20 protein-coding genes and 1 tRNA gene are annotated in these 19,184 nt (G+C 63.7%); 7 read left to right on the top strand and 14 right to left on the bottom strand.

Translation table 11 applies throughout. The features are described 5' to 3' along the window. Positions 1 to 19: 19 nt before the first annotated feature. Together CTEST_RS01240 and CTEST_RS01235 are read left to right on the top strand one after the other, a co-directional pair. Entirely contained in the window at positions 20 to 550 is a 531-nt protein-coding gene (locus tag CTEST_RS01240; RefSeq protein WP_047252191.1) for a phage holin family protein, read from the top strand. 79 nt (positions 551 to 629) lie between these two features. After that, positions 630 to 1,586, top strand: coding sequence for an alpha/beta fold hydrolase (locus CTEST_RS01235; protein ID WP_047252190.1), 957 nt, complete (start codon positions 630 to 632; stop codon positions 1,584 to 1,586). Here the strand turns inward: CTEST_RS01235 and CTEST_RS01230 are convergent. From CTEST_RS01230 to nth, 4 genes are read right to left on the bottom strand one after another with little or no spacing between them, the layout of a single operon-like run. After that, positions 1,583 to 2,776 (bottom strand): MarP family serine protease, encoded by a 1,194-nt coding sequence (locus CTEST_RS01230; RefSeq protein WP_047252189.1) that lies wholly within the window; start codon positions 2,774 to 2,776, stop codon positions 1,583 to 1,585. The two genes, CTEST_RS01235 and CTEST_RS01230, sit on opposite strands and share 4 nt — an antisense overlap. Before the next feature lie 50 nt (positions 2,777 to 2,826). Further along, the gene (locus tag CTEST_RS01225; protein ID WP_047252188.1) at positions 2,827 to 3,582 is read right to left on the bottom strand and encodes an NUDIX hydrolase; all 756 of its coding nucleotides are present in this window, start codon (positions 3,580 to 3,582) and stop codon (positions 2,827 to 2,829) included. Beyond that, a complete protein-coding gene (locus CTEST_RS01220) occupies positions 3,579 to 4,172 on the bottom strand; it encodes a redoxin domain-containing protein (protein WP_047252187.1) in 594 nt (197 codons plus the stop codon). The genes CTEST_RS01225 and CTEST_RS01220 overlap by 4 nt, the downstream gene beginning before the upstream one ends. Then, entirely contained in the window at positions 4,169 to 4,873 is a 705-nt protein-coding gene (gene nth / locus CTEST_RS01215; protein ID WP_083985653.1) for an endonuclease III, read from the bottom strand. The genes CTEST_RS01220 and nth overlap by 4 nt, the downstream gene beginning before the upstream one ends. 251 nt (positions 4,874 to 5,124) lie before the next feature. On the opposite strand from nth, the gene glxR reads away from it, so the two are divergent. Continuing rightward, the gene (glxR, locus tag CTEST_RS01210; RefSeq protein WP_047252186.1) at positions 5,125 to 5,808 is read left to right on the top strand and encodes a CRP-like cAMP-activated global transcriptional regulator GlxR; all 684 of its coding nucleotides are present in this window, start codon (positions 5,125 to 5,127) and stop codon (positions 5,806 to 5,808) included. Positions 5,809 to 5,873: 65 nt separating this feature from the next. Here glxR and CTEST_RS01205 read toward each other — a convergent pair whose 3' ends face one another. From CTEST_RS01205 to CTEST_RS01195, 4 genes are read right to left on the bottom strand one after another with little or no spacing between them, the layout of a single operon-like run. Further along, positions 5,874 to 6,692, bottom strand: coding sequence for an MBL fold metallo-hydrolase (locus tag CTEST_RS01205; RefSeq protein ID WP_083985651.1), 819 nt, complete (start codon positions 6,690 to 6,692; stop codon positions 5,874 to 5,876). A gap of 50 nt (positions 6,693 to 6,742) precedes the next feature. Next, positions 6,743 to 7,213 carry a RidA family protein gene (locus CTEST_RS01200; RefSeq protein WP_047252184.1) on the bottom strand — a complete coding sequence of 157 codons (471 nt, stop codon included), beginning with the start codon at positions 7,211 to 7,213 and terminating at the stop codon, positions 6,743 to 6,745. Between the two features lie 3 nt (positions 7,214 to 7,216). Beyond that, the gene (locus tag CTEST_RS13510; protein ID WP_144413191.1) at positions 7,217 to 7,372 is read right to left on the bottom strand and encodes a DUF4177 domain-containing protein; all 156 of its coding nucleotides are present in this window, start codon (positions 7,370 to 7,372) and stop codon (positions 7,217 to 7,219) included. 36 nt (positions 7,373 to 7,408) lie between these two features. Next, a complete protein-coding gene (locus CTEST_RS01195) occupies positions 7,409 to 7,759 on the bottom strand; it encodes a WhiB family transcriptional regulator (RefSeq protein WP_083985383.1) in 351 nt (116 codons plus the stop codon). Between the two features lie 155 nt (positions 7,760 to 7,914). Here CTEST_RS01195 and CTEST_RS01190 point away from each other — a divergent pair, with 155 nt between their 5' ends. Together CTEST_RS01190 and CTEST_RS01185 are read left to right on the top strand one after the other, a co-directional pair. Beyond that, positions 7,915 to 10,293: a transglycosylase domain-containing protein gene (locus CTEST_RS01190; RefSeq protein ID WP_047252183.1), complete on the top strand. Its 2,379-nt coding sequence runs from the start codon at positions 7,915 to 7,917 to the stop codon at positions 10,291 to 10,293. A 67-nt stretch (positions 10,294 to 10,360) separates the two neighbouring features. Further along, positions 10,361 to 10,987, top strand: coding sequence for a VTT domain-containing protein (locus tag CTEST_RS01185; protein ID WP_047252182.1), 627 nt, complete (start codon positions 10,361 to 10,363; stop codon positions 10,985 to 10,987). On the opposite strand, the gene CTEST_RS01180 is transcribed toward CTEST_RS01185, so the two are convergent. Continuing rightward, entirely contained in the window at positions 10,984 to 11,460 is a 477-nt protein-coding gene (locus CTEST_RS01180) for a GatB/YqeY domain-containing protein (protein WP_047254130.1), read from the bottom strand. The two genes, CTEST_RS01185 and CTEST_RS01180, sit on opposite strands and share 4 nt — an antisense overlap. A 35-nt stretch (positions 11,461 to 11,495) precedes the next feature. On the opposite strand from CTEST_RS01180, the gene CTEST_RS01175 reads away from it, so the two are divergent. After that, positions 11,496 to 12,392: a metallophosphoesterase gene (locus tag CTEST_RS01175; protein ID WP_047252181.1), complete on the top strand. Its 897-nt coding sequence runs from the start codon at positions 11,496 to 11,498 to the stop codon at positions 12,390 to 12,392. Between the two features lie 65 nt (positions 12,393 to 12,457). Then, positions 12,458 to 12,534 (top strand) — tRNA-Pro (locus CTEST_RS01170). 163 nt (positions 12,535 to 12,697) lie between these two features. On the opposite strand, the gene CTEST_RS01165 is transcribed toward CTEST_RS01170, so the two are convergent. From CTEST_RS01165 to CTEST_RS01145, 5 genes are read right to left on the bottom strand one after another with little or no spacing between them, the layout of a single operon-like run. After that, positions 12,698 to 13,972, bottom strand: a complete 1,275-nt coding sequence (locus tag CTEST_RS01165) for an alkylhydroperoxidase domain protein (protein ID WP_083985382.1) — start codon at positions 13,970 to 13,972, stop codon at positions 12,698 to 12,700. Between the two features lie 11 nt (positions 13,973 to 13,983). Then, positions 13,984 to 15,594 carry a dipeptide ABC transporter ATP-binding protein gene (locus CTEST_RS01160; RefSeq protein WP_047252180.1) on the bottom strand — a complete coding sequence of 537 codons (1,611 nt, stop codon included), beginning with the start codon at positions 15,592 to 15,594 and terminating at the stop codon, positions 13,984 to 13,986. After that, complete coding sequence (locus tag CTEST_RS01155) at positions 15,591 to 16,469, bottom strand: ABC transporter permease (RefSeq protein WP_083985381.1); 879 nt, start codon at positions 16,467 to 16,469, stop codon at positions 15,591 to 15,593. The genes CTEST_RS01160 and CTEST_RS01155 overlap by 4 nt, the downstream gene beginning before the upstream one ends. Continuing rightward, positions 16,466 to 17,407, bottom strand: a complete 942-nt coding sequence (locus CTEST_RS01150) for an ABC transporter permease (RefSeq protein WP_047252179.1) — start codon at positions 17,405 to 17,407, stop codon at positions 16,466 to 16,468. The genes CTEST_RS01155 and CTEST_RS01150 overlap by 4 nt, the downstream gene beginning before the upstream one ends. Beyond that, positions 17,404 to 19,077 carry a TIGR04028 family ABC transporter substrate-binding protein gene (locus CTEST_RS01145; RefSeq protein WP_083985380.1) on the bottom strand — a complete coding sequence of 558 codons (1,674 nt, stop codon included), beginning with the start codon at positions 19,075 to 19,077 and terminating at the stop codon, positions 17,404 to 17,406. Before CTEST_RS01145 ends, CTEST_RS01150 begins: the two co-directional genes overlap by 4 nt. Between the last annotated feature and the right edge of the window lie 107 nt (positions 19,078 to 19,184).

Genomic DNA, 19,184 nt, shown 5'->3' with positions numbered 1-19,184 from the left:
CACCATTGGCTAAAAACGCATGCAACCGGAAGCAGGAAGGCACACCGTGAGCAACAAGGGACTTTTCACCGACGGACCCCAGGATTTCAACCCTCGGGTCGATTCTATTCCGCTGAGCGACGTCGACTCCACGCGCGCAGGGGAAGGATCCATCGGCGATTTGGTGTCTAATGCCACCGCCCAGATGTCGAGCCTTTTCCGCGCCGAGCTGGAGTTGGCGAAGACTGAGCTGGCCGGCGAGGCCAAGAAGGGCGCCCTCGGCGGCGGTTTGTTCACCGTGGCCGGCGCCATCGCGCTCTACGCCTCCTTCTTCTTTTTCTTCTTCCTCGCTGCACTCCTGAGCGTGTGGTTGGCGCCGTGGGCCGCGTTCCTCATTGTCTTCTTGTTCATGCTCGCGCTGGCCGCCGTGCTCGCGCTCGTGGGTTGGCGGAAGATTAAGAAGATCGGCCCGCCGAAGAAGACCATTGATTCGGTGGGCGAGCTGAAGAACTTGGTTCCCGGCCAGGCCACGAACAAGCTTGAGGCCAAGACCCGTGGAATGTACAGCTAGGTAGCTTCCACTTTTTTGCTCCGCCCATCCTCACTCGGAGAATGGGCGGTTTTTCTTTCTAGATGGAGGGCTCGCCCCGATGCTCACGTGGTCCAAGCGGTCGAAACAGGTCAAGCGCCAGCCGGTCTCCCCCTCGGTCGTCGAGCTGGAGGGACCATTCACGCACGAGTTGGTGCATACCCGCGGGCTGCGCCTGCATGCCGCCGTCGCCGGTGACCCTTCCCACCCACTGGTCGTGCTGCTGCACGGTTCCTTCGGCGGGTGGTTCGACTTCCGCGAGGTCATCGCCCCCCTGGCGGCGGCTGGGTTCCATGTCGCGGCTGTCGACGCCCGCGGGTACGGCATGTCCGACAAACCCCCGGCCACCGCGGCCGATGATCTCCGCACGGCCACGGGCGATATCGCCGGTCTCATCCAAGCCCTGGGGCACCAGGATGCGGCGGTCGTGGGCGCCGATACTGGCGGCACCGTCGCCTGGATGCTTGCCACCTCCTACCCGGAGCGGGTCCGGGCACTCGTCTCGGTGTGCGCTGCCCACCCGACGGATATGCGCCGCTCGGCGGCGGCGCGGCCGTGGAATTACCCGTGGATGATCGGCCGGAGCCTAGTCAGCCGCATCCCGGCGCTCGCGATGGTCGGCCCGCCGTGGATCATGGACCGGGTGTACCAGCGCAACCTCACATTCAACACTGCGGCCGAATATCACCACACCGAGGCATTCGCTGAGATCCTGCAGCTGCGGCAGCTGGCCTCCCGGATTGGCAACAGCCGCCCCGCGTTCATCCGCAACAATCGGCTGCTCCTCAGTGCGGTCCCGGCGCGCTCGCTGGGTGACAAGGTGGCGGCACCCACCATGCTCATCGAGCCGCCCCGGCGCGCATGGCGCCATCTCAGCGCCCGTTCCCGGGCCCGGGTGAGGGGGTTCGTCGAGGTCCGCGGGATGGAGGGGACGAAGAATCTCCCCCACATTGAGGCCCCGACGGCCTTCGCCGACATGGTAGCGACTTTCCTGCGCTCGACGGCCCCATCGCCCTAGCGCGCGATGCACTCCCCCGTGCCAACCTTGGTGGTCATTGACGCCACGTCGCCAGTCTGGCGCTGCACTTCGGCTGCGGTGAGGACGTAGCCGGTGTCGGTCTGGTCGACGCTGGCGCCGAAGACCAGGCCCAGCACGTCGCCGTTCTGATCGACCATGGGGCCGCCGGAGTTACCCTGCCGGATGGTGCCGCGCACGGTGTAGGCTTCCCGCTCCACGCGGCCCTCGGAGTAGATGTCCGGGCCGGCGATGGTGATGCGCTCGCGGATGCGGGCGGGGGCGGCCTCAAACGGCCCGGAGTCGGGGAAGCCCATGACCACGGCGTCGTCGCCCGAGGCGGCCGGCGAGCTGGCCCAGTCGAGCACGGGCAGGCCCAAGTCAGGCGAATAGAGGACGGCGATGTCGACCTCGGGGTTGTAGAAGACGACGTCGGCGTCTTTGACGCCGAGCACGGTGTCCAGCCGGACGGCGCCGGTACCGGCGACGACGTGGGCGTTGGTGATGACGTGGTCGGGGGACGCTACGAACCCGGAGCCCATGAGGCGACGTTTGCACGTGTCGGCGTCGCCAAGCACGTGGATGACGCCGGGACGGACGGCCTCCACCATGCGCGGGTTGCTGAGCTGGGAGCTGGGGGCTGGGACTTCCCGGGCGACGGGCTCATCGAAGGGGGCGAAGAGCGGCGGCAGCCCGGAATCATCGAGCATCGCGGAGACGCGCTTGGGCAGCTCGGCCAGGGCGGGCGGTGTGTAGCGATCGACCTGGGTGAGGATGTAGGAGTTGCGGATGCCCTGCCCCAGGGAGCCCGGCAGGGCGGTGGCCAGGGGAATCGACACCAGCCACACCACCAAGAGCGTGGCGGCGGCGGTGAAGGCGGAACCGACGAGCGAATCAATGGTCTGCGATGACTTCATCCGCATCTGCTCACGCACCCGCGAACCGAGGATCCCGCCGACGAGGCTGCCCACACCAACGAGCAGGACGATCGTGCCCAGGCCGAAGAGGAAACGCATCGCCACTGACTCGCTGAGCTGCATGACCAGCGGGGCGACGGCCGCGCCGATGATGAGGCCAGCGATGACGCCGATGGTGGAAAGCACCGACGCGAACGCACCTTGGCGCCATCCCCCGTAGAGCGCTTGGAGGATGGCAAGGACGATGAGTCCGTCGATGATGAAGGCGGCTGTCACGTGCGTCGGGGTGCTTTCTGCCGGTGATGGTGGCTGCAGCAAACTAATTGCTATCGGGGAAATCTTACTCCGGGGCCGTGCGACTCATTGTTGCGAGACTTCTCCAGCGTGGCGTGGAGGTCGAGCGTCCTGCCCCGATCCCACTCCTGTTCCCATCCCGATTCGTGGATCAGCGCTGAGAGCAGCCCCGCGGTGAAGCCCCACACCAGGTAGTCATTGACGGTGAATGCCGGACCGGTCCAGCCTGCCCAGCCGACGGTGAGGCGATTGGCGGGGTCGATGAGATCAGCCAGCGGGGTGAGGAAGACTTCGTCGGTTTCGGCGGGGCTGGTCACGCCCACTCGCCCGGGGGTGTGCCAATGCCCCAGCACCGGGTACACGGGATAGCCAGAGGCTTGAATGTGCACCGGGTCCAGCTCCGCGACGGGCGTCACGGAGGTGCGGTCGAGCCCGGTCTCTTCCCATGCCTCGCGCAGCGCCGCATCGACCGGGTTGATATCCGTGGGGTCCATCCGGCCGCCGGGGAAGGCGATCTGCCCGGAGTGCGAGCGCATCGTGGGGGATCGGTGGGTGAGCAGCACGGAGGCGTCGAAAGGCCGCTGGCGGCTGAACGTATCCGCCCCTTCGAGGAGGATGAGCACGGCGGCGCGTTGCCCATCGGCCCGGGTGCTGCCGCGCCCACGGACGTCCACGCCTTGGACGTCGGGGTGCCCATGCGCGTGCTCCACCCCCTTGATCAGCGGTTGCATCCACCGTGGGGCGTGTTCGGGCCTCAGGTCAATGTTGTGGCCGGGGAGGTCACTCATGGGGCGTTCTCCGCTTCCTGCACCGCCTGGTAGATCTGCTCCGCCGAGGTGAAGGTCCGGGGGAACATGGCGATCTGGTTGTCGCCGTCGAATACGACGGTAATGGGGATCACCCCGGGCAGCCCCAGGGTCCCGGCGAAGGTGTTGTCCGCGTCCTGGTAGCTGGGCAGGGAAATGCCCAGCTCGGTGAGGAGCGCCGCCCCGTTACCGGCGTTGGTGTCGGCGTGCACGCCCACGACGTTGTATTCCGGGTGCGCTTGCGCGAATTCCTCGAAGTAGGGCAGCTCTTCCCGGCAGGGGCCGCACCACCAGGCCCACACGTTGGCCACGGTTATCTGCTTATCGACGCCCGCGTCTCCCGCACCCTCTGCGCCCAGGCAGGGTAGCTCCACCCCGCCTACCCCGCCCGCGGGGCAGGCGGGGCGCGGTGGCACGGGTGCCGGGGTTGCTTCCGGGCTGGTGGCTTCCGCCACCGTGGTGGGCTCGGCCGGGGAGTTGACGGTCCGCAGCATTGCCCACGTCCCCGCGATGACGAGCCCGGCGGCGAGAATGACGCCGAGAACGACCCAGATCAGGTGCTTGGTTTTCATGAGAACTCTCCAAACGAGGGGCAGTCATGGGCAATGGTGCACACGCCGCATTCTGGCCGACGGGCGTGGCAGATCCGACGTCCCTGAAAAATGAGGCGGTGGGAGAACAGGGTCCATTGCTTCTTCTCAATCATCCCCGCCAGCGCGAACTCAATCTTCACCGGGTCGGTCTCCTCGGTGAGCTTGAGGCGCTTCACCAGGCGGGCGAAGTGGGTATCCACGGTTAACCCAGGCAAGTCGAAGGCGTTGCCGCGGACGACGTGGGCGGTTTTGCGGCCGACCCCGGGGAGAGTGAGCAGATCGTCGAGGGCCTTAGGCACGCGGCCGTCGAAACGCGCCACCAGCGTTTCCCCCATGCCGATGAGGTGTTGTGCCTTCGCCCGCTGGAAGCCCGTAGGGCGAATGATCTCTTCGATCTCGCCAGGATCGGCGGCGGCGTAGTGCGCGGCCGTCGGAAAGCGACGAAACAACTCAGGCGTGACCTGGTTGACCCGCACATCCGTGCACTGCGCCGACAAGATCGTCGCCACGGTCAACTCCAGCGGATTGCTAAAGTCCAACTCGGGGCCAGCATCGGGAAAAGTCTCCGCCAGGGTCCGATTGATCCGCCGCGCCCGGCGGGTCCGACCCAGCGCCGTTTCGCGCCCCAGCGAGGCCGGGTGGGTGCCTGGGCGGCGCGGGGTGGGCGGCGAAGAAGACATATCGGCCAGCTTAGTCACCGGCCGTGGAGACCCCACGTCCGGTGGCAAACACTCCATAAACGCGCGCTTACGTTGAAGAAAAGTTGTGACAAATTCCCCTATCTTCACACTCAAGTGACCAATTCCACGGTAGGGTGGTTTGGAACACATTGCGCCGAGAGTCACACATGGTCTTCGACGTCATTGGAGACTTATCAAGATTCTCATTGACACTCCCGGCGCACAATACGATTAGCACCGAGGAGCACATAGTGGAAGGTGTACAGGAGATCCTGTCGCGAGCCGGAATCTTCCAGGGGGTGGATCCCGTTGCCGTGAGCAACCTGATCCAGGACATGGAAACCGTTCGCTTTCCCCGCGGAACCATCATCTTTGAGGAAGGCGAGCCCGGCGACCGCCTTTATATCATCACCACCGGCAAGGTGAAGCTCGCCCGTCATGCTTCCGACGGCCGCGAGAACCTCCTCACCGTCATGGGCCCCTCCGACATGTTCGGCGAGCTGTCCATCTTCGATCCCGGCCCGCGCACCTCCTCCGCCGTGTGCGTCACCGAGGTCCAGGCCGCCACGATGAACTCGGAGATGCTCAAGCAGTGGGTCACCGATCACCCGGAGATCGCCCAGCAGCTCCTCCGCGTCCTCGCCCGCCGCCTGCGCCGCACCAACGCCTCCCTCGCTGACCTCATCTTCACTGACGTCCCGGGCCGCGTGGCCAAGACCCTTCTCCAGCTGGCCAACCGCTTCGGCTCGCAGGAAGGTGGCGCCCTGCGCGTCAACCACGACCTCACCCAGGAAGAGATCGCCCAGCTGGTCGGCGCCTCCCGGGAGACCGTGAACAAGGCCCTGGCCACCTTCGCCCACCGCGGGTGGATCCGCCTCGAAGGCAAGTCCGTCCTCATCGTGGACACCGAGCACCTGGCGCGCCGCGCCCGCTAGCTCCGCTACAGCAACAGAAAAAGCCCGCCTCCCTGATTGAAGAGAGGCGGGCTTTGTTGCGCGCTTTAGGCTTGCTGATCTTTCAGGTAACGCAGGGCAACGCGGGTGGACTGCTCCGCCGCGTGCCGCAGAACCGGATCGACGTCGTCATACATCTCATCGATCATCGTCTTCAAATCAACATCTTCGCCCAACCGGGCCTGGACGTCCTTGATCTGATCGATGCGGTGCTGGCGACGATCAATGTACTTGCGCGCGTAAGCCGAGAGATCCTTGCCCTCCGGGCCGTGACCCGGGAGAAGCATGACGTCCTTGCCGCGCTCCTCGAGCATGTGCAGCGTCTGCAGGTACTGCCCCAGATCGCCGTCCGTCTCCGAGATCATCGTGGTGTGGCGGCCAGCGATGGTATCGCCGGTGATGATCCCCTCCAAGTTCGACTCATGGGGGACGCCAGACCAGATGAAAAACGTCGCGGAATCGCTCGTGTGACCCGGGGAGTACACCACCTCGATCTGCGGGGTGACGCCGTCGACGGTCACCACCTCGCCGTCCACCAGCGGGGTCTGACCCGTGCTGCAATAGGACGGATCGAAAGCCCGCACCGGTGCGCCCGTGAGCTGGCGGAAGCGCTGAGCGCCATCAGCGTGATCGTAGTGCCGATGCGTGAGGAGGATCAGCGCGACCTCCGAGGCCTTCGCGCCGAGGACGTTGAGGTGGCCCTCGTCTTCCGGGCCGGGATCGATGACGATGCTGCGGGGATCGCCGGCAGCTCGGATAACCCAAGAATTTGTGCCCTCCAGGGCAGCGTAACCCGGGTTGGGACACAGGACGACAGCCACGGAATCGGTGACTGGTCGAAGCTGGCTATAGGCGGGATGCTCCATGGCCACCAGCTTAGCGCCCATTGCCGGTGCGGCCGAACCCAGCGAAGAAATTACTCAGCGACCTCAACAACAATTTCCACCTCAACCGGGGCGCCCAAGGGAAGTTCGGCAACGCCCACAGCGGAACGAGCATGTGCGCCGGCTTCACCGAAGACCTCCCCGATGAGAGTGGAGGCGCCGTTGACCACGCCCGGCTGACCGGTGAACCCCTCGGCGGAGGCGACAAACCCGACGATCTTGAGCACGCGGGTGACGTTATCGATGCCCACGAGAGCATCAACAGCCGCCAACGCATTCAACGCACACAGGCGGGCATAGCCCTGCGCATCGTCCGCAGTCACCGCACCACCGACTTTGCCGGTGGCGGGAAGCGCCCCCTCCACGAAGGGAAGCTGACCCGAGGTCCACACCTGATTACCAACACGGACAGCGGGAACATACGCGGCAACGGGGGCAGCCACCGCCGGGAGGGTGACGCCAAGTTCTGCCAAGCGATCAGACCAGCGATCAGTCGTAGCCATGGCTTAGTTCTTCTCCCGCTTCATGTACGCGACGACATTCTCCGGGTTCGGTCCCGGCACGACGGTGACGAGCTCCCAGCCATCTTCACCCCAAGAATCCAGGATCTGCTTGGTGGCGTGGGTAAGAAGCGGAACGGTGGCGTATTCCCAATTAGTCATGGGACCACAGTACCTGCCATAAACGGAGCCGCCAGCTCAGAGGCCGTCTATCTCCCCGCCCGCAGCGAGGAACTCCGCCCAGCTGTCAATGTGCGGATTCTTGCGAAGCAGGGCACGGCGCTGACGCTCAGTAAGGCCACCCCACACGCCGAACTCGACCTTGTTGTCCAGCGCATCCGCCCGACATTCAATGACCACGGGGCAGTGGCGGCAAATGACGGCCGCTTTGCGCTGCTCCGCCCCGCGCACGAAGAGGGCATCCGGATCGCCCGAGCGGCACTTAGCCTGCGTGATCCACTCTCCCCGCTCAAAACACAGGGATTCTTGATCCGCCGAAGCCTGGAGGAGGTCTCCGGAGGGTGAACCGCCGGTGATCGTTCCTACCATTGTGCGCTCCTTTCGAAGGGCCAGTTTTGCTCGAGACCCGATCAATGCTGTGCAAGTTAGTGTATTCACACGCTTTGCACGAAGTCGAATATGTCACACTTCTAGGGGGAATCAATAGTTCCCCCCTCCCCCATTGTCTGCGTAGGGTAAAGGACGTGTCTGTTTCAAAATCCCTGGCAAAGATGCTTGCCGCCACCGCCGCTGCCGGCGTGGCCGCCGCTCTCGCGCTCGCCCCCGTCGCGGGCATTTCGGGCATTGCTATCGCCCGAACGAATGAGACCATGCAATCCAATCTGGCCGACCTCACTGAGGGGGTGACACCCGGGGTCACCACCATCACTGACTCCACCGGGGCCCCCATGGCGTGGCTGTACCAGCAGCGCCGCTACCCCGTGCAGCCGGATCAGATCTCGCCGTACATGAAAGACGCCATCGTGTCGGTGGAAGATCACCGCTTTTACGAACACGACGGGGTGGATATTCAAGGTACCGCCCGCGCGTTGGTTACCAACGTGCTGGCCGGCGGAGTGGAACAGGGCGCCTCGACGCTTAACCAGCAGTATGTGAAGAATTACCTCCTGCTCGTCCACGCTGATGACGCAGACGCCCAGGCCGCGGCCGTCGAACAGTCCATCCCCCGCAAGCTGCGGGAAATGCGGATGGCGTCCGACTTGGATCGTCGCCTGAGCAAAGACGAGATCCTCACGAGCTATCTCAACCTCGTTCCCTTTGGCAATCACGCCTACGGCATCGAGGCAGCGGCGCAGACCTACTTCGGCATTTCGGCCGCGGAACTCAACATCCCCCAGTCGGCGTTGCTGGCCGGCATGGTGCAGTCCTCGGAAGGGCTCAATCCCTACACCAACCCAGACGGTGCGACGGCCCGCCGCAATACGGTCCTGCAGACGCTGGTCTCCAACGGACACTTATCGCAGGAGGACGCGGATGCTTATGCCGCGGAACCCCTCGGGGTACTCGAGTCTCCCGCGACGTTGCCCAATGGCTGCATCACGGCCGGCGATCGGGGATTCTTCTGCGATTATGCGCTCACTTACCTCGATTCCAAGGGGCTCAGCCGGGATCAGCTGCTCGCCGGTGGGTACACCATCACCACCACGCTTGACCCGGACGTCCAGGACGCCACCCACACGGCGGTTTCCAACAATGTCAACCCCATGACCACGGGTGTTGCTGAGGTCATGAACGTCGTGGAGCCGGGCGAGAACTCCCGCAACATCCTCGCCATGGCCTCGTCCCGCAACTACGGCCTCAACCTCGATGCCGGGGAGACCATGCTGCCGCAGCCGACGTCGATGGTGGGCAATGGCGCTGGCTCGGTGTTCAAGATTTTCACCGCCGCAGCTGCGATTGACCAGGGCATGGGCATTAACACCGTGTTGGATGTGCCCGCCCGCTATGAGGCGCGTGGCCTTGGAAGTGGCGGCGCCGCGAACTGCCCCGCGAACACCTATTGCGTGGAAAACTCCGGAACGTACAAGCCGCGGATGAGCCTCCAGGACGCCTTGGCTTATTCCCCCAACACCACCTTCATCAAGCTCATCGAGCAGGTGGGCGTGCCCGCGGTCGTGGACATGTCCGTGAAGATGGGCTTGCGCAGCTACGACGTCGCTGGCAGCTACGACGGCAACCAGTCCATCGCTCAGTTCTTTAAAGAGTCCAACCTCGGTTCCTACACCCTCGGCCCCACCGCCGTGAACCCCCTGGAGCTGTCCAACGTGGGCGCCACCATCGCCTCCTCGGGCCGTTGGTGCGAACCCAACCCCATTGCCAAGGTGACCGACAAGGACGGGCAAGAGATTTACCTCGACCGCCCCGACTGTGAAGATGCCGTCGACCCCGGGGTCGCCGATGCCCTCGCCGCCGCGATGTCCGCCGACTCGAAGATCGGCACCGGCTCCGGGGCCGCCAACGCCAACGGTTGGAGCTCCACCATCGCCGCGAAGACCGGCACCACGGAGTCCTACCAGTCCTCCGCCTTCCTCGGCTTCAACACCGGTTTCTCCGCCGCTCCTTACATCTACAACGATGGCACCTCGATCTCCCCGCTGTGCACCGGCCCGGTCCGCCAGTGTGGTTACGGCAACCTCTACGGCGGCAACGAGGCCGCCAATTCCTGGTTCCAGACCGCCAACCGCGTCCCCGCGGCGCTCAATTCCGGGCTTCCGGCGTACGACGCCAAGTTCAACAGCGGCACCACCTACTCCACGCTTGCCGACGCCGCCGGGCTCGACGAACAAAGCGCCCGCAGCATGCTGCAGCAGCGCGGCTACCAGGTCACCACCCGCACTGTCCCCGGCAATGGCACCCCGCGTGGGCGGGTCATCCAGGCAGTCCCGGAATCCGGTTTGCTTCGCGACGGTGGCACGGTGGTCCTGGAAATCTCCGATGGTGCCGCACCCCCACGTCCCACCAACGACGACGACCCCGCGGCTGGACTAGAGGGCATCCCGGGCATCACCGACGGAGACATCGAGCAGTTGCGTGAGCAGCTGCGCGACGCCTTCGGGATTTAGGTCAGTAGGCTCCGAATTCCCTGTCAGCGATTCCTCGGCAGGGAAACCAGGAGTAGATTTGCCAAGCATGCACGCACTCCTCGACCCGATCGCGCTCCTCGGGTCCACCGGCCCCTTCGGGCAGTTCATCCTCCCCGCCATGCTGATGATGGTGTTCATCGAATCGGGGCTGCTCTTCCCCTTCCTGCCCGGGGATTCTCTGCTGTTCACCGGCGGGCTCCTCGCCATGCAGCCGGATCATTTCGCCCCGCTGTGGCTCCTACTCCTGCTGGTGCCCATCGCCGCCATCGCTGGCGACCAAGTCGGATACTTCCTCGGCCACCGCTTCGCCCCGGCGATTGAGCGACGTCCCGATGGGCGCATCTTCAAGAGGGAATACCTCGACCGCACCCACGAGTTCTTTGCCAAGCACGGCCCCGTCACCGTCATCCTGTGCCGCTTCGTACCGATCGTTCGTACCTACGCCCCACTCGTCGCGGGCATGGCCCGGATGCGTTACCGCACCTTCATTAGCTACAACATCATCGGCGGCCTGCTGTGGGGCGCCGGAGTCGTGGCACTCGGCGCCCTGCTCGGCAACGTCGCCGTCGTCCGCGATCATCTCGAAGCAATCTTCCTCGGCATCATCGCGCTATCGTTGCTGCCCGCCGCCCTCGGAGCGCTGAAAGCGCGAATGGGGCGGGCGGCAATCTAGTTCGCCAGGCGGGCGCGCACAGCAGCGGACAACCTCTTGCCGTCCGCCTGCCCCGCCGCAGAGGCAGTGGCAACCTTCATGACCTGCCCCATCTGCTTCATGGACACCTCTTCCGAGGAAATGCCCTGCTCGACAGCGACCTGATTCACAGCGTCGTCGACAAGCTTTGTTACCGCCTCATCATCCAGCTGAGCCGGCTGGTAACCCTCCAGCACCATGACCTCGGCCAATTCGACCTCCGCCAGCTCTTCACGGCCATTAGTGGTGTAAATTTCGGCGGACTCCCGGCGCTTCTTGATCTCCCGGGCGACGACCTTGAGGATCTCCTCGTCCGTCACCTCGTGTTTAACTCCCGCCGTCTCCTCCGCCTGGATCGCAGCCAATAACATGCGGATCGCACTCGTACGACCCTTATCCTTGGCTTTCATCGACGTTTTCAGGTCTGCACGGATCTGATCTTTTAGCTCACTCATGATGACCACGGTACCTGCCGGGTAGGATATGACGGGTGAATCGACTTCTCAGGATCGCCATTGCCGGAATCGCCGCAGGGTTAGGCGTCGCCGCCTGGGGCAACGCCGAGTTGAAGAAGTTCGAACTCAAACAGATCACCGTGCCCCTGCTCGAACCCGGCACCCTCCGCGGGGCCGAAGAGTTCCGCATCCTCCACCTCTCGGACCTGCACATGATCCCCGGCCAAGACGAAAAGATCGCCTGGGTATCCGCCCTCGACAGCCTGCAGCCCGACTTAGTGGTCAACACCGGTGACAACCTTTCCGACGAGCACGCCGTCCCCGACGTCCTGCGCGCCCTCGGCCCGCTGCTCAACCGGCCCGGCATGTTCGTCTTTGGCACCAACGACTACTGGGCGCCCAGCCTGCCAAACCCCTTCAGCTACCTGTTTGGCACCCGCCGGGAACCCACCTACATCGACCTTCCGTGGCGCGACATGCGCGCCGCCTTCATCGAACGAGGATGGCGCGACGCAACCCACGAGCGCCTGGAATTCCAAGTCGGTCCCGTGCGCCTCGCCGCCGCCGGCGTCGACGATCCACACCACAACTTGGACGACTACTCCCTCATCGCCGGAGCCCCCAACGCCGATGCCGATCTCTCCCTCGCGTTGCTCCACGCACCCGAGCCCCGCGTTCTCTCCTCCTTTGAGGAAGACGGCTACCAGCTCTCCCTCTCCGGCCACACCCACGGCGGCCAGCTCTGCCTCCCCGGCAGCCGCGCCATCGTGACCAACTGCGGCATCGACCGCGAACGAGCTCAAGGCCTCCACAGTTTTGGAGACATGTTGATGCACGTCACCAACGGCCTGGGCACCTCAAAATTCGTGCCCTTCCGCATTTTTTGCCGCCCCTCCGCCACCCTCCTGCGGATCACCGAACGACCAGCCTGACACGCGTTTTGCTAGTTCCCCGCGAGGTCGGCTAAGGTATCTCAGGTACCCAACGGGTATGACACCGGGATATGGCGCAGCTTGGTAGCGCGCCTCGTTCGGGACGAGGAGGTCGCAGGTTCAAATCCTGTTATCCCGACCAACTACAGAGCACCCCCTTCAGCTGTTTATTCAGCGGGAGGGGGTGCTCTCGTTCTGCTGCCCGGCACCGAAAACACAATTCGAGTTCGCTGATCCGACGAGACCCATTCATCGAGTACCACCGTTCGGCTGCTCGATGAATGGGTCTACTCGAATTGTGCTTGTCAGGCCTTCCCCGCGCCGGTGGCAAACCTCGCGGGAAGCTCGGGCTCTCCCAGACCAAGCATGAGGCGATTGGCCCAGTTGAAAAAAGCTGCTGCGTTGATGATGTCCACGATCTCAGGGAGTTCGTATCCCGCGTCCCGCAATGCCTGCAGTTCAGGTTGACCAAAGGCGATCGGTGTCTGAGTCAGTGCGACCGCAGCCTTGCTGATGGCGTTCCACTGCGAAGATCCGAGGTCGGCATCGACTCCCTGGGAAAGGAGCCGCTCGACGTCGGCTTTCCGATCGGACTCGGCAATCGCGCGGGCGGAGTGAACCGACGCGCAGTACACGCATCCGTTGAGTCGCGAAGTCACCGTCGCCGCTAGTTCGCGCTCGGCGCGACCCACCCCGCCGTTGGTGTTGAAGAAGATATCGAGATCGGTCAGCGTGCGAGCCTTGAGCGCCGCGGGGTCGCGGGCAAGCAGCCGGAAGTAAGGCATGTTCGCTCGTTGGGGATCGATGAGTGCGTCAATCTGCTCGGTACTCAATTCCTCTTTGGGAACATCCGGGATCCATGCATGCCAGCCGAGGCTGTGGGAAACAAAGTGGGTGGTCGGCTCCACGTGCGGGGTCAGGACCGAGAATGCTCCACCATCGAGTGAGGCAGTCGGCGCGGACCCTTCGAGCGGGGCGGGGTCAGCTGTGGGCAGGACGGGCGAGTCCACCCCGGCGATTTCCCGGAGGCCGTGGACCACGCGCAGCTGGAATGCCAGGAAGCTGATCAGTTGGGCGAGGCTCACCACGGCGTCGGCACTGAATCCCGCGTGGGCTAATGCGGCGATCTGGGTGGGGTTGGCATCACGAGGGTGCAGAGTAAGCAGGTGGGCGAAGCCGAACGCTGCAGCCAAGCGCGGGTTGAGGCCGTGCGGAGCGAGATACCACGGCCCTTCCTGGTTTTCGTCCCGCAGGCCGGCCTCAGCGTAGACGCCATAGGGCCCGCGTGAGCTGGTTGTGGGCAAGAAGTTGGTCAAGGAATCCGCGTCGCCCTCGTCGCCGTAGAGATCGAGGTAAAAGGTGCGTGCCCGTTCGTCGCCGTGGAGGGAAGCGACGAAGGCGGCGACGGCCAAACGCTCAGCTAGCGGCAAGTCTGGAGAGTCGCCCTCGAGAAGAGCCTCGAACGAGAGTTGAGCGTTATCGCGAGCTTGAGCGCGTAGCTGTCGGACAGCAGTGATGCTGAGAGCTTCATCGGATTCGGGGTCGATTCCGGTGAGGTCGATAATGATGTCGTGGGTCATGAGTGGTCCAATCAGAGTCCGAGGTTGAGGGCGCCGGCGCGATACGAGCGGCCAGGGATGGCGTCGAGGAGAGTGCGGGTGAAGTCGTCCTGCGGGTGATCAAAGACCTCTGCGGTTGAACCCTCTTCAACGTGCCGGCCCGACTTCATGACGGTGACGGTGTCGGAGATTTGCCGGACCACGGCGAGGTCGTGGGAGATGAAGACGTAGGTGAGGTGGAGTTCGCGTTGCAGGTTGTCCAGGAGTTCCAAGATTTGGGCTTGCACGGTGACATCCAAGGCACTTACTGCTTCGTCGAATACCACCAGCTCAGGCTGCAGGATGAGGGCCCGGGCGATGGCTACACGTTGGCGCTGGCCTCCAGAAAGCTCCGCGGGGCGTCGAGAAGCAAGTGCTGGATCGAGTGCAACGAGATCCAGGTGCTCTGCCACTGCTGCGTCGATAGTGGCTTTCGACCTCGACCCGAAATTCTTGAGCGGCTCTGCGATGGACGCACCGACACTTTGTCGCGGATCGAGCGAGCTGAAGGGATTCTGGTACACCATCTGCACCACACGGCGCAGCTCACGGCGCTCCTTGGACGTGGCATTCTGGATTTCTTTGCCATCGATCGTGATGGTGCCCGCCGTGGGCCGGGTGAAAGCTGCAATCGCCCGGCCGGTGGTCGTTTTCCCTGACCCAGACTCCCCCACGATGGCATGCGTGCTGCCACGCACAACCTGGAAGGACATGTCTTCAACTGCCACGAACGTGTTGCTGCCTTGGCCAAATTCCTGGCGCAGGTTTTTCACCTCCAGCAGGATGTCCTCGCTCAACGGCGGCCGCTGACGAGGAGTCGCCGTACCGGTGGCCAGGGACGGGGCGTTGGCCAGCAAGCGCTGCGTGTAGGGATCATGCGGGTCGGTGAGCAACGACGCAGCCGGTCCGGATTCCTTCACCTGACCCCGTTGCATGACCACCACCTGATCGGCGCGATCTCCCGCCACAGCTAGATCGTGGGTGATAAAGAGGATTCCCAGGCCGATGTCACGGCGCATGTCATCGAGAAGATCGAGGATCGTTTTCTGGACAGTGACATCAAGCGCGCTGGTCGGTTCATCAGCAATGATGAGTTCGGGTTCGAGCGCGATGGCAGAGGCGATGAGCGCACGTTGCTTCATGCCTCCCGAAAGCTCATGCGGATATTGCCGAGCACGGCGGGCGGGGTCATCGATACCGACACGTTCGAGCAACTCGATCACCCGCGAATCCGACACCGGGCGGCCGTGGATACGCAGCCCTTCCGCGACGGACGCACCGATGGTCTTGACCGGGTTGAGTGAATTGTTCGGATCTTGAGGCACGAGGCCGATGCGTGTGCCACGAATGCTGCGCCACTGACGTTCACTGAGTCCGATGAGGGAACGGCCCGCTAGTGTGATCTCGCCAGATTCGATCTGGGCGTTACCCGGAAGAAGGCCCAAAGCAGCGTGGGCGGTCGTGGACTTTCCCGAACCAGACTCACCGACGATAGCGGTGACCTGCCCCGGCTCCACACTCAAGCTCACGCCTTGAGCGGCATAGACCGGGCCCTGGGACGTGGAGTAAGAAACATGGAGATCAGAGACCTGAAGAAGTGTCATGAGCTACTTCCCTTCTGTAGGACGGTGCTCAAACGGTTCGTGGAGACGACGACGGCGACGATGACCAATCCCGGTAAGACGGTGAGCCACCAGGACGTGGCCAGATAATCGCGAGCATCGGCGATGAGCAGTCCCCACTCCGGGGTCGGAGGTGGGGTGCCGTAGCCCAGGAAGCCGAGAATGGAGAGCTGGAGGATCGCATTGCCGAATTGCAGCGCAGCCAACGCCAGAACTGGCGTGAGGGAGTTGGGCAGAATGTGTCGGTACAACACCTGGAATTCCGTGGCTCCCGACCCATAGGCAGCTTCCACGTAGTCGCTGCCTGCCACGTTGAGGACCTGCGAACGGGCCAATCGGGCGAAGACAGCGACGGTAGAAATGCCCACGGCGATGGCGGCGTTGATGGTGCCAAATCCGAGGGTGATGATGATGGCCAAGCTCAACAGCAAAGCGGGCACGGCGAGGAGCACGTCGACGATGCGCATGAGAATGGTGTCCACCACGCCACCGCGGGCACCAGCGATCAGTCCAATGAGCGTGCCCAAGCTCAAGCCGACGGCCACGGCCACGAGCGCGCCGAGCAGGGAGTTGCGGGAGCCATAGACCACGCGGGTGTAGAGATCGCGACCAACGGAATCGGTGCCAAACCAGTGCTCAGCGCTTGGTGCGAGGAGGCCCTGATCGTTGCCGATGGTCGGGTCGCCGGAAGTAAAAAGGCCGGGGACTAAAGCCCAGGAAAACGCGACCACCAGGACAAGGAGGGAGATGATCGTGCCGGGTGATGTCCACGGGTTAGCGCGATGGACAGGTCGTTTGTTGTCGCGGTTTTCCCGGGTGAGCTTCTGCGACGCTACTAAGGGAGCTGGAGTACTCATCGGTTGGCCTTTCTGCGCAAACGGGGATCTAAGACCGGGTAGAGAAGGTCGACGATCAGGTTGATGAAGACGTAGACCGATGCCGAGATGACCACCACGGCCAACAGCACGGGGGTATCGCGATTGGCAACCGCCTGGACGGTCATCTGCCCGATCCCGGCGCGCCCGAAGACCGCCTCGGTCACCACTGCGCCGCCGACGAGTTCGCCGAAGAGCAGGCCCGCCACGGTGAGGGCGGGCAGGAGTGCATTGCGGAGGACGTTGCGGAAGAAGATCCAGGCTCGGCTAGCTCCGCGGGCGCGCACTGCGGTCACGAACGGCATCGTTGACACGTCGTCGATGCTGCGGATGAGCACCTGCGCGAGGGGCGCCGAGATGGGGATTGACAGGGTGATCGCCGGCAGGATGAGTTGCTGGACTGGGCTGGCCCCAATGACTGGCACTAAACCCAGCTGGAAGCTGAAGAATTGGATGAGGAAGATACCGATGAGGAAGCTGGGCAAGGACACACCCAGGGGCGGAAGACTGCGGGCGACATTGCTCAACCAGCTTCCCGGGGCCAGGGCAACAATGGTGGCCAGCGAACCAGCGATGAGCAGAGCCAGGACAAACGCAGCAGCGGCGAGCGCCAGTGTTCCCGGAAGCGCCTCGGCAATGAGCGTGCTCACTGCTGCGCCGGAGTTGACGGAGAAACCGAAGTTACCGGTCAAGAATCCTCCCAGCGCCACGAAGTACTGGACGATGGCGGGTTTGTCCGCGCCGTAGGAGGCCCGTATCTCGGCGATCTGTTCAGGGCTGAGGCCGAGTTCAGGGTTGTCGTAGCGGGCGCCAACGGCATCGCCGGGGAGCACGGCCAGGAGAATGTAGGCGAGGGTGAAGGTCGCCAGGAGCACGATGATGGCTTGCCCCAGGCGGTAGACAATGGTGCGGGTACTCACGGTTTCTCCTTCGCGTTCGCATCGGAATTGTCAGGGTGGATCCGCACGCCGTAGAAGCTGGGGCGCCCCACGGCCTCTGTGGTGAAGCCATGAACATAGGGCTGGATGCCGAAGACTTGGGGTTCCTCGAAAAGCGGTAGGACGTAGGCGTTGTCGGCGAGGTAGCGCTGTACTTCTGCCGAGGCTGCTGCGCGGTCTTCCTCCCGGGCCGAGGAGGAGACTGCTTCGAGGAGGCGTTCTAGTTCTGGGTCACCAATGCTGCCGTCGTCTCGATGGAAGTTGAGAAGGCTATTGCGGTTCGTGGAGTAGTACTGGCTCTTGATCACGTCATAGTCAGCGCGCCCGACCATGGTGTGCATGACTTGGATGGTGTCTTGGCTCAGGACTGCGGCGTTTTGGGCCGCTTGATCTCCAGGCTGGAGGGTCACCTCAATGCCGATGCGCTTGAGGTTTTCTTGAATTTTGGTGATGACGTCCTGGCTGCGCGGCTGCGGGAGGGAATGGTTGACGTTGAGGCTGAGCCGATGCCCGTCTTTGACGCGGATGCCATCGTCGCCGGGCGTCCAGCCGGCGGCGTCGAGAAGCTCGGTGGCACGCTGCGGATCGTAGATGTAGGCGGCGGAGGTATCGGTGTAGCCGAGCGCGGTGCTGGCCAGGGAGGATGTGGCCAGCGGGTAGGAATCGGAGAAGAGGGTGCGAATGATCTCTTCCCGGTCGACACCGGCGATGATGGCTTGGCGTACGCGGATGTCCTCCAAGAGCGGGTGACGGAATCGCAGGCTGAGGCCGTTGTTCACTCCGTTGGTCCCGGCGGAGAGGATGGTGATGCCGGAGTTTTCCAAGTGCCGTTCGACGGGGGCTTCGATCTGTCGGGCGATTTGAGCTTGGCCCGCGACGAGTGCCCCGGTGCGCACGGAGTCTTCACCAGCGAGGACGAAGTGGATCTGGTCGAGCCAGGGACGACCCTGTGTTTCCAGGGATTCAGGCGCCCAGTCATAGTCTTCGCGGGCGCTGAGCGTTAAGCCGCTACCGAGTGCTTCCTCGGTGATGACAAAGGGACCGGATCCGATGACGCCGGTGGCTTTACCCGGCCCGAAGCCCTCAATGGATTGAGCGAGGGAGCTATCCGCGAGCAACCCGGCGTTGAGGGTGGATACTGCCTGGGCAAACCCGGGCGAGGGGGCGCTGAAATGGAATCGGACGGTATCCGGCGACAGCACTTCCCCGTACTCGTAGTTGTTGATCTGCTCGGAGGCGGTGAGGCGGCGGTCTTGGTTTCCCAAGCCGTACAGGTCGAGGTTGGCCACGACATTTTCTGCGCTCACGGCAGTGCCGTCGGAGTAGGTGACGTCGGTGCGGATGCGGAAGGTGTATTCGGTGGCGTCGCTGTTGATCTCGGGAAGCTCAACCGCGATCCATGGGTGCAGTTCAAGTGTGTCGGGATCTTGGTAGAGCAGCCGGTCAGTGATGTTGTTGACCACGCCTCCGTTGGGATAGAAGCCGGCTGCCGGTGGGTAGAGCGTGGCAAAGGCTTGTGGTTCCAGGTAGGTCAGCGTGCGGGTTTCGGCGCTGACCTCGGCACTATCATTGGTGCTGCACGCGCTGAGCGACCACATTCCCGCGATGGCGATGAGGGCGGCGAGGCTGGCTGCTATTCGCCGTGGAATCATTGATTGCTCCTCGAGTGTTGTGGTGGTCTTGGGACTTGCCAGCCCGGGTTCGCTCGTGTGTCTGCAGCTTCTCAGGGTGACGTGGAACCAACTTATACCAAGAGGTA

Origin of the sequence: Corynebacterium testudinoris (assembly GCF_001021045.1) — a bacterium.
Taxonomy (GTDB): Bacteria; Actinomycetota; Actinomycetes; order Mycobacteriales; family Mycobacteriaceae; genus Corynebacterium; species Corynebacterium testudinoris.
Note: the sequence above shows the minus strand (reverse complement) of the source record. Positions and strands in the feature narration are given on the sequence as shown.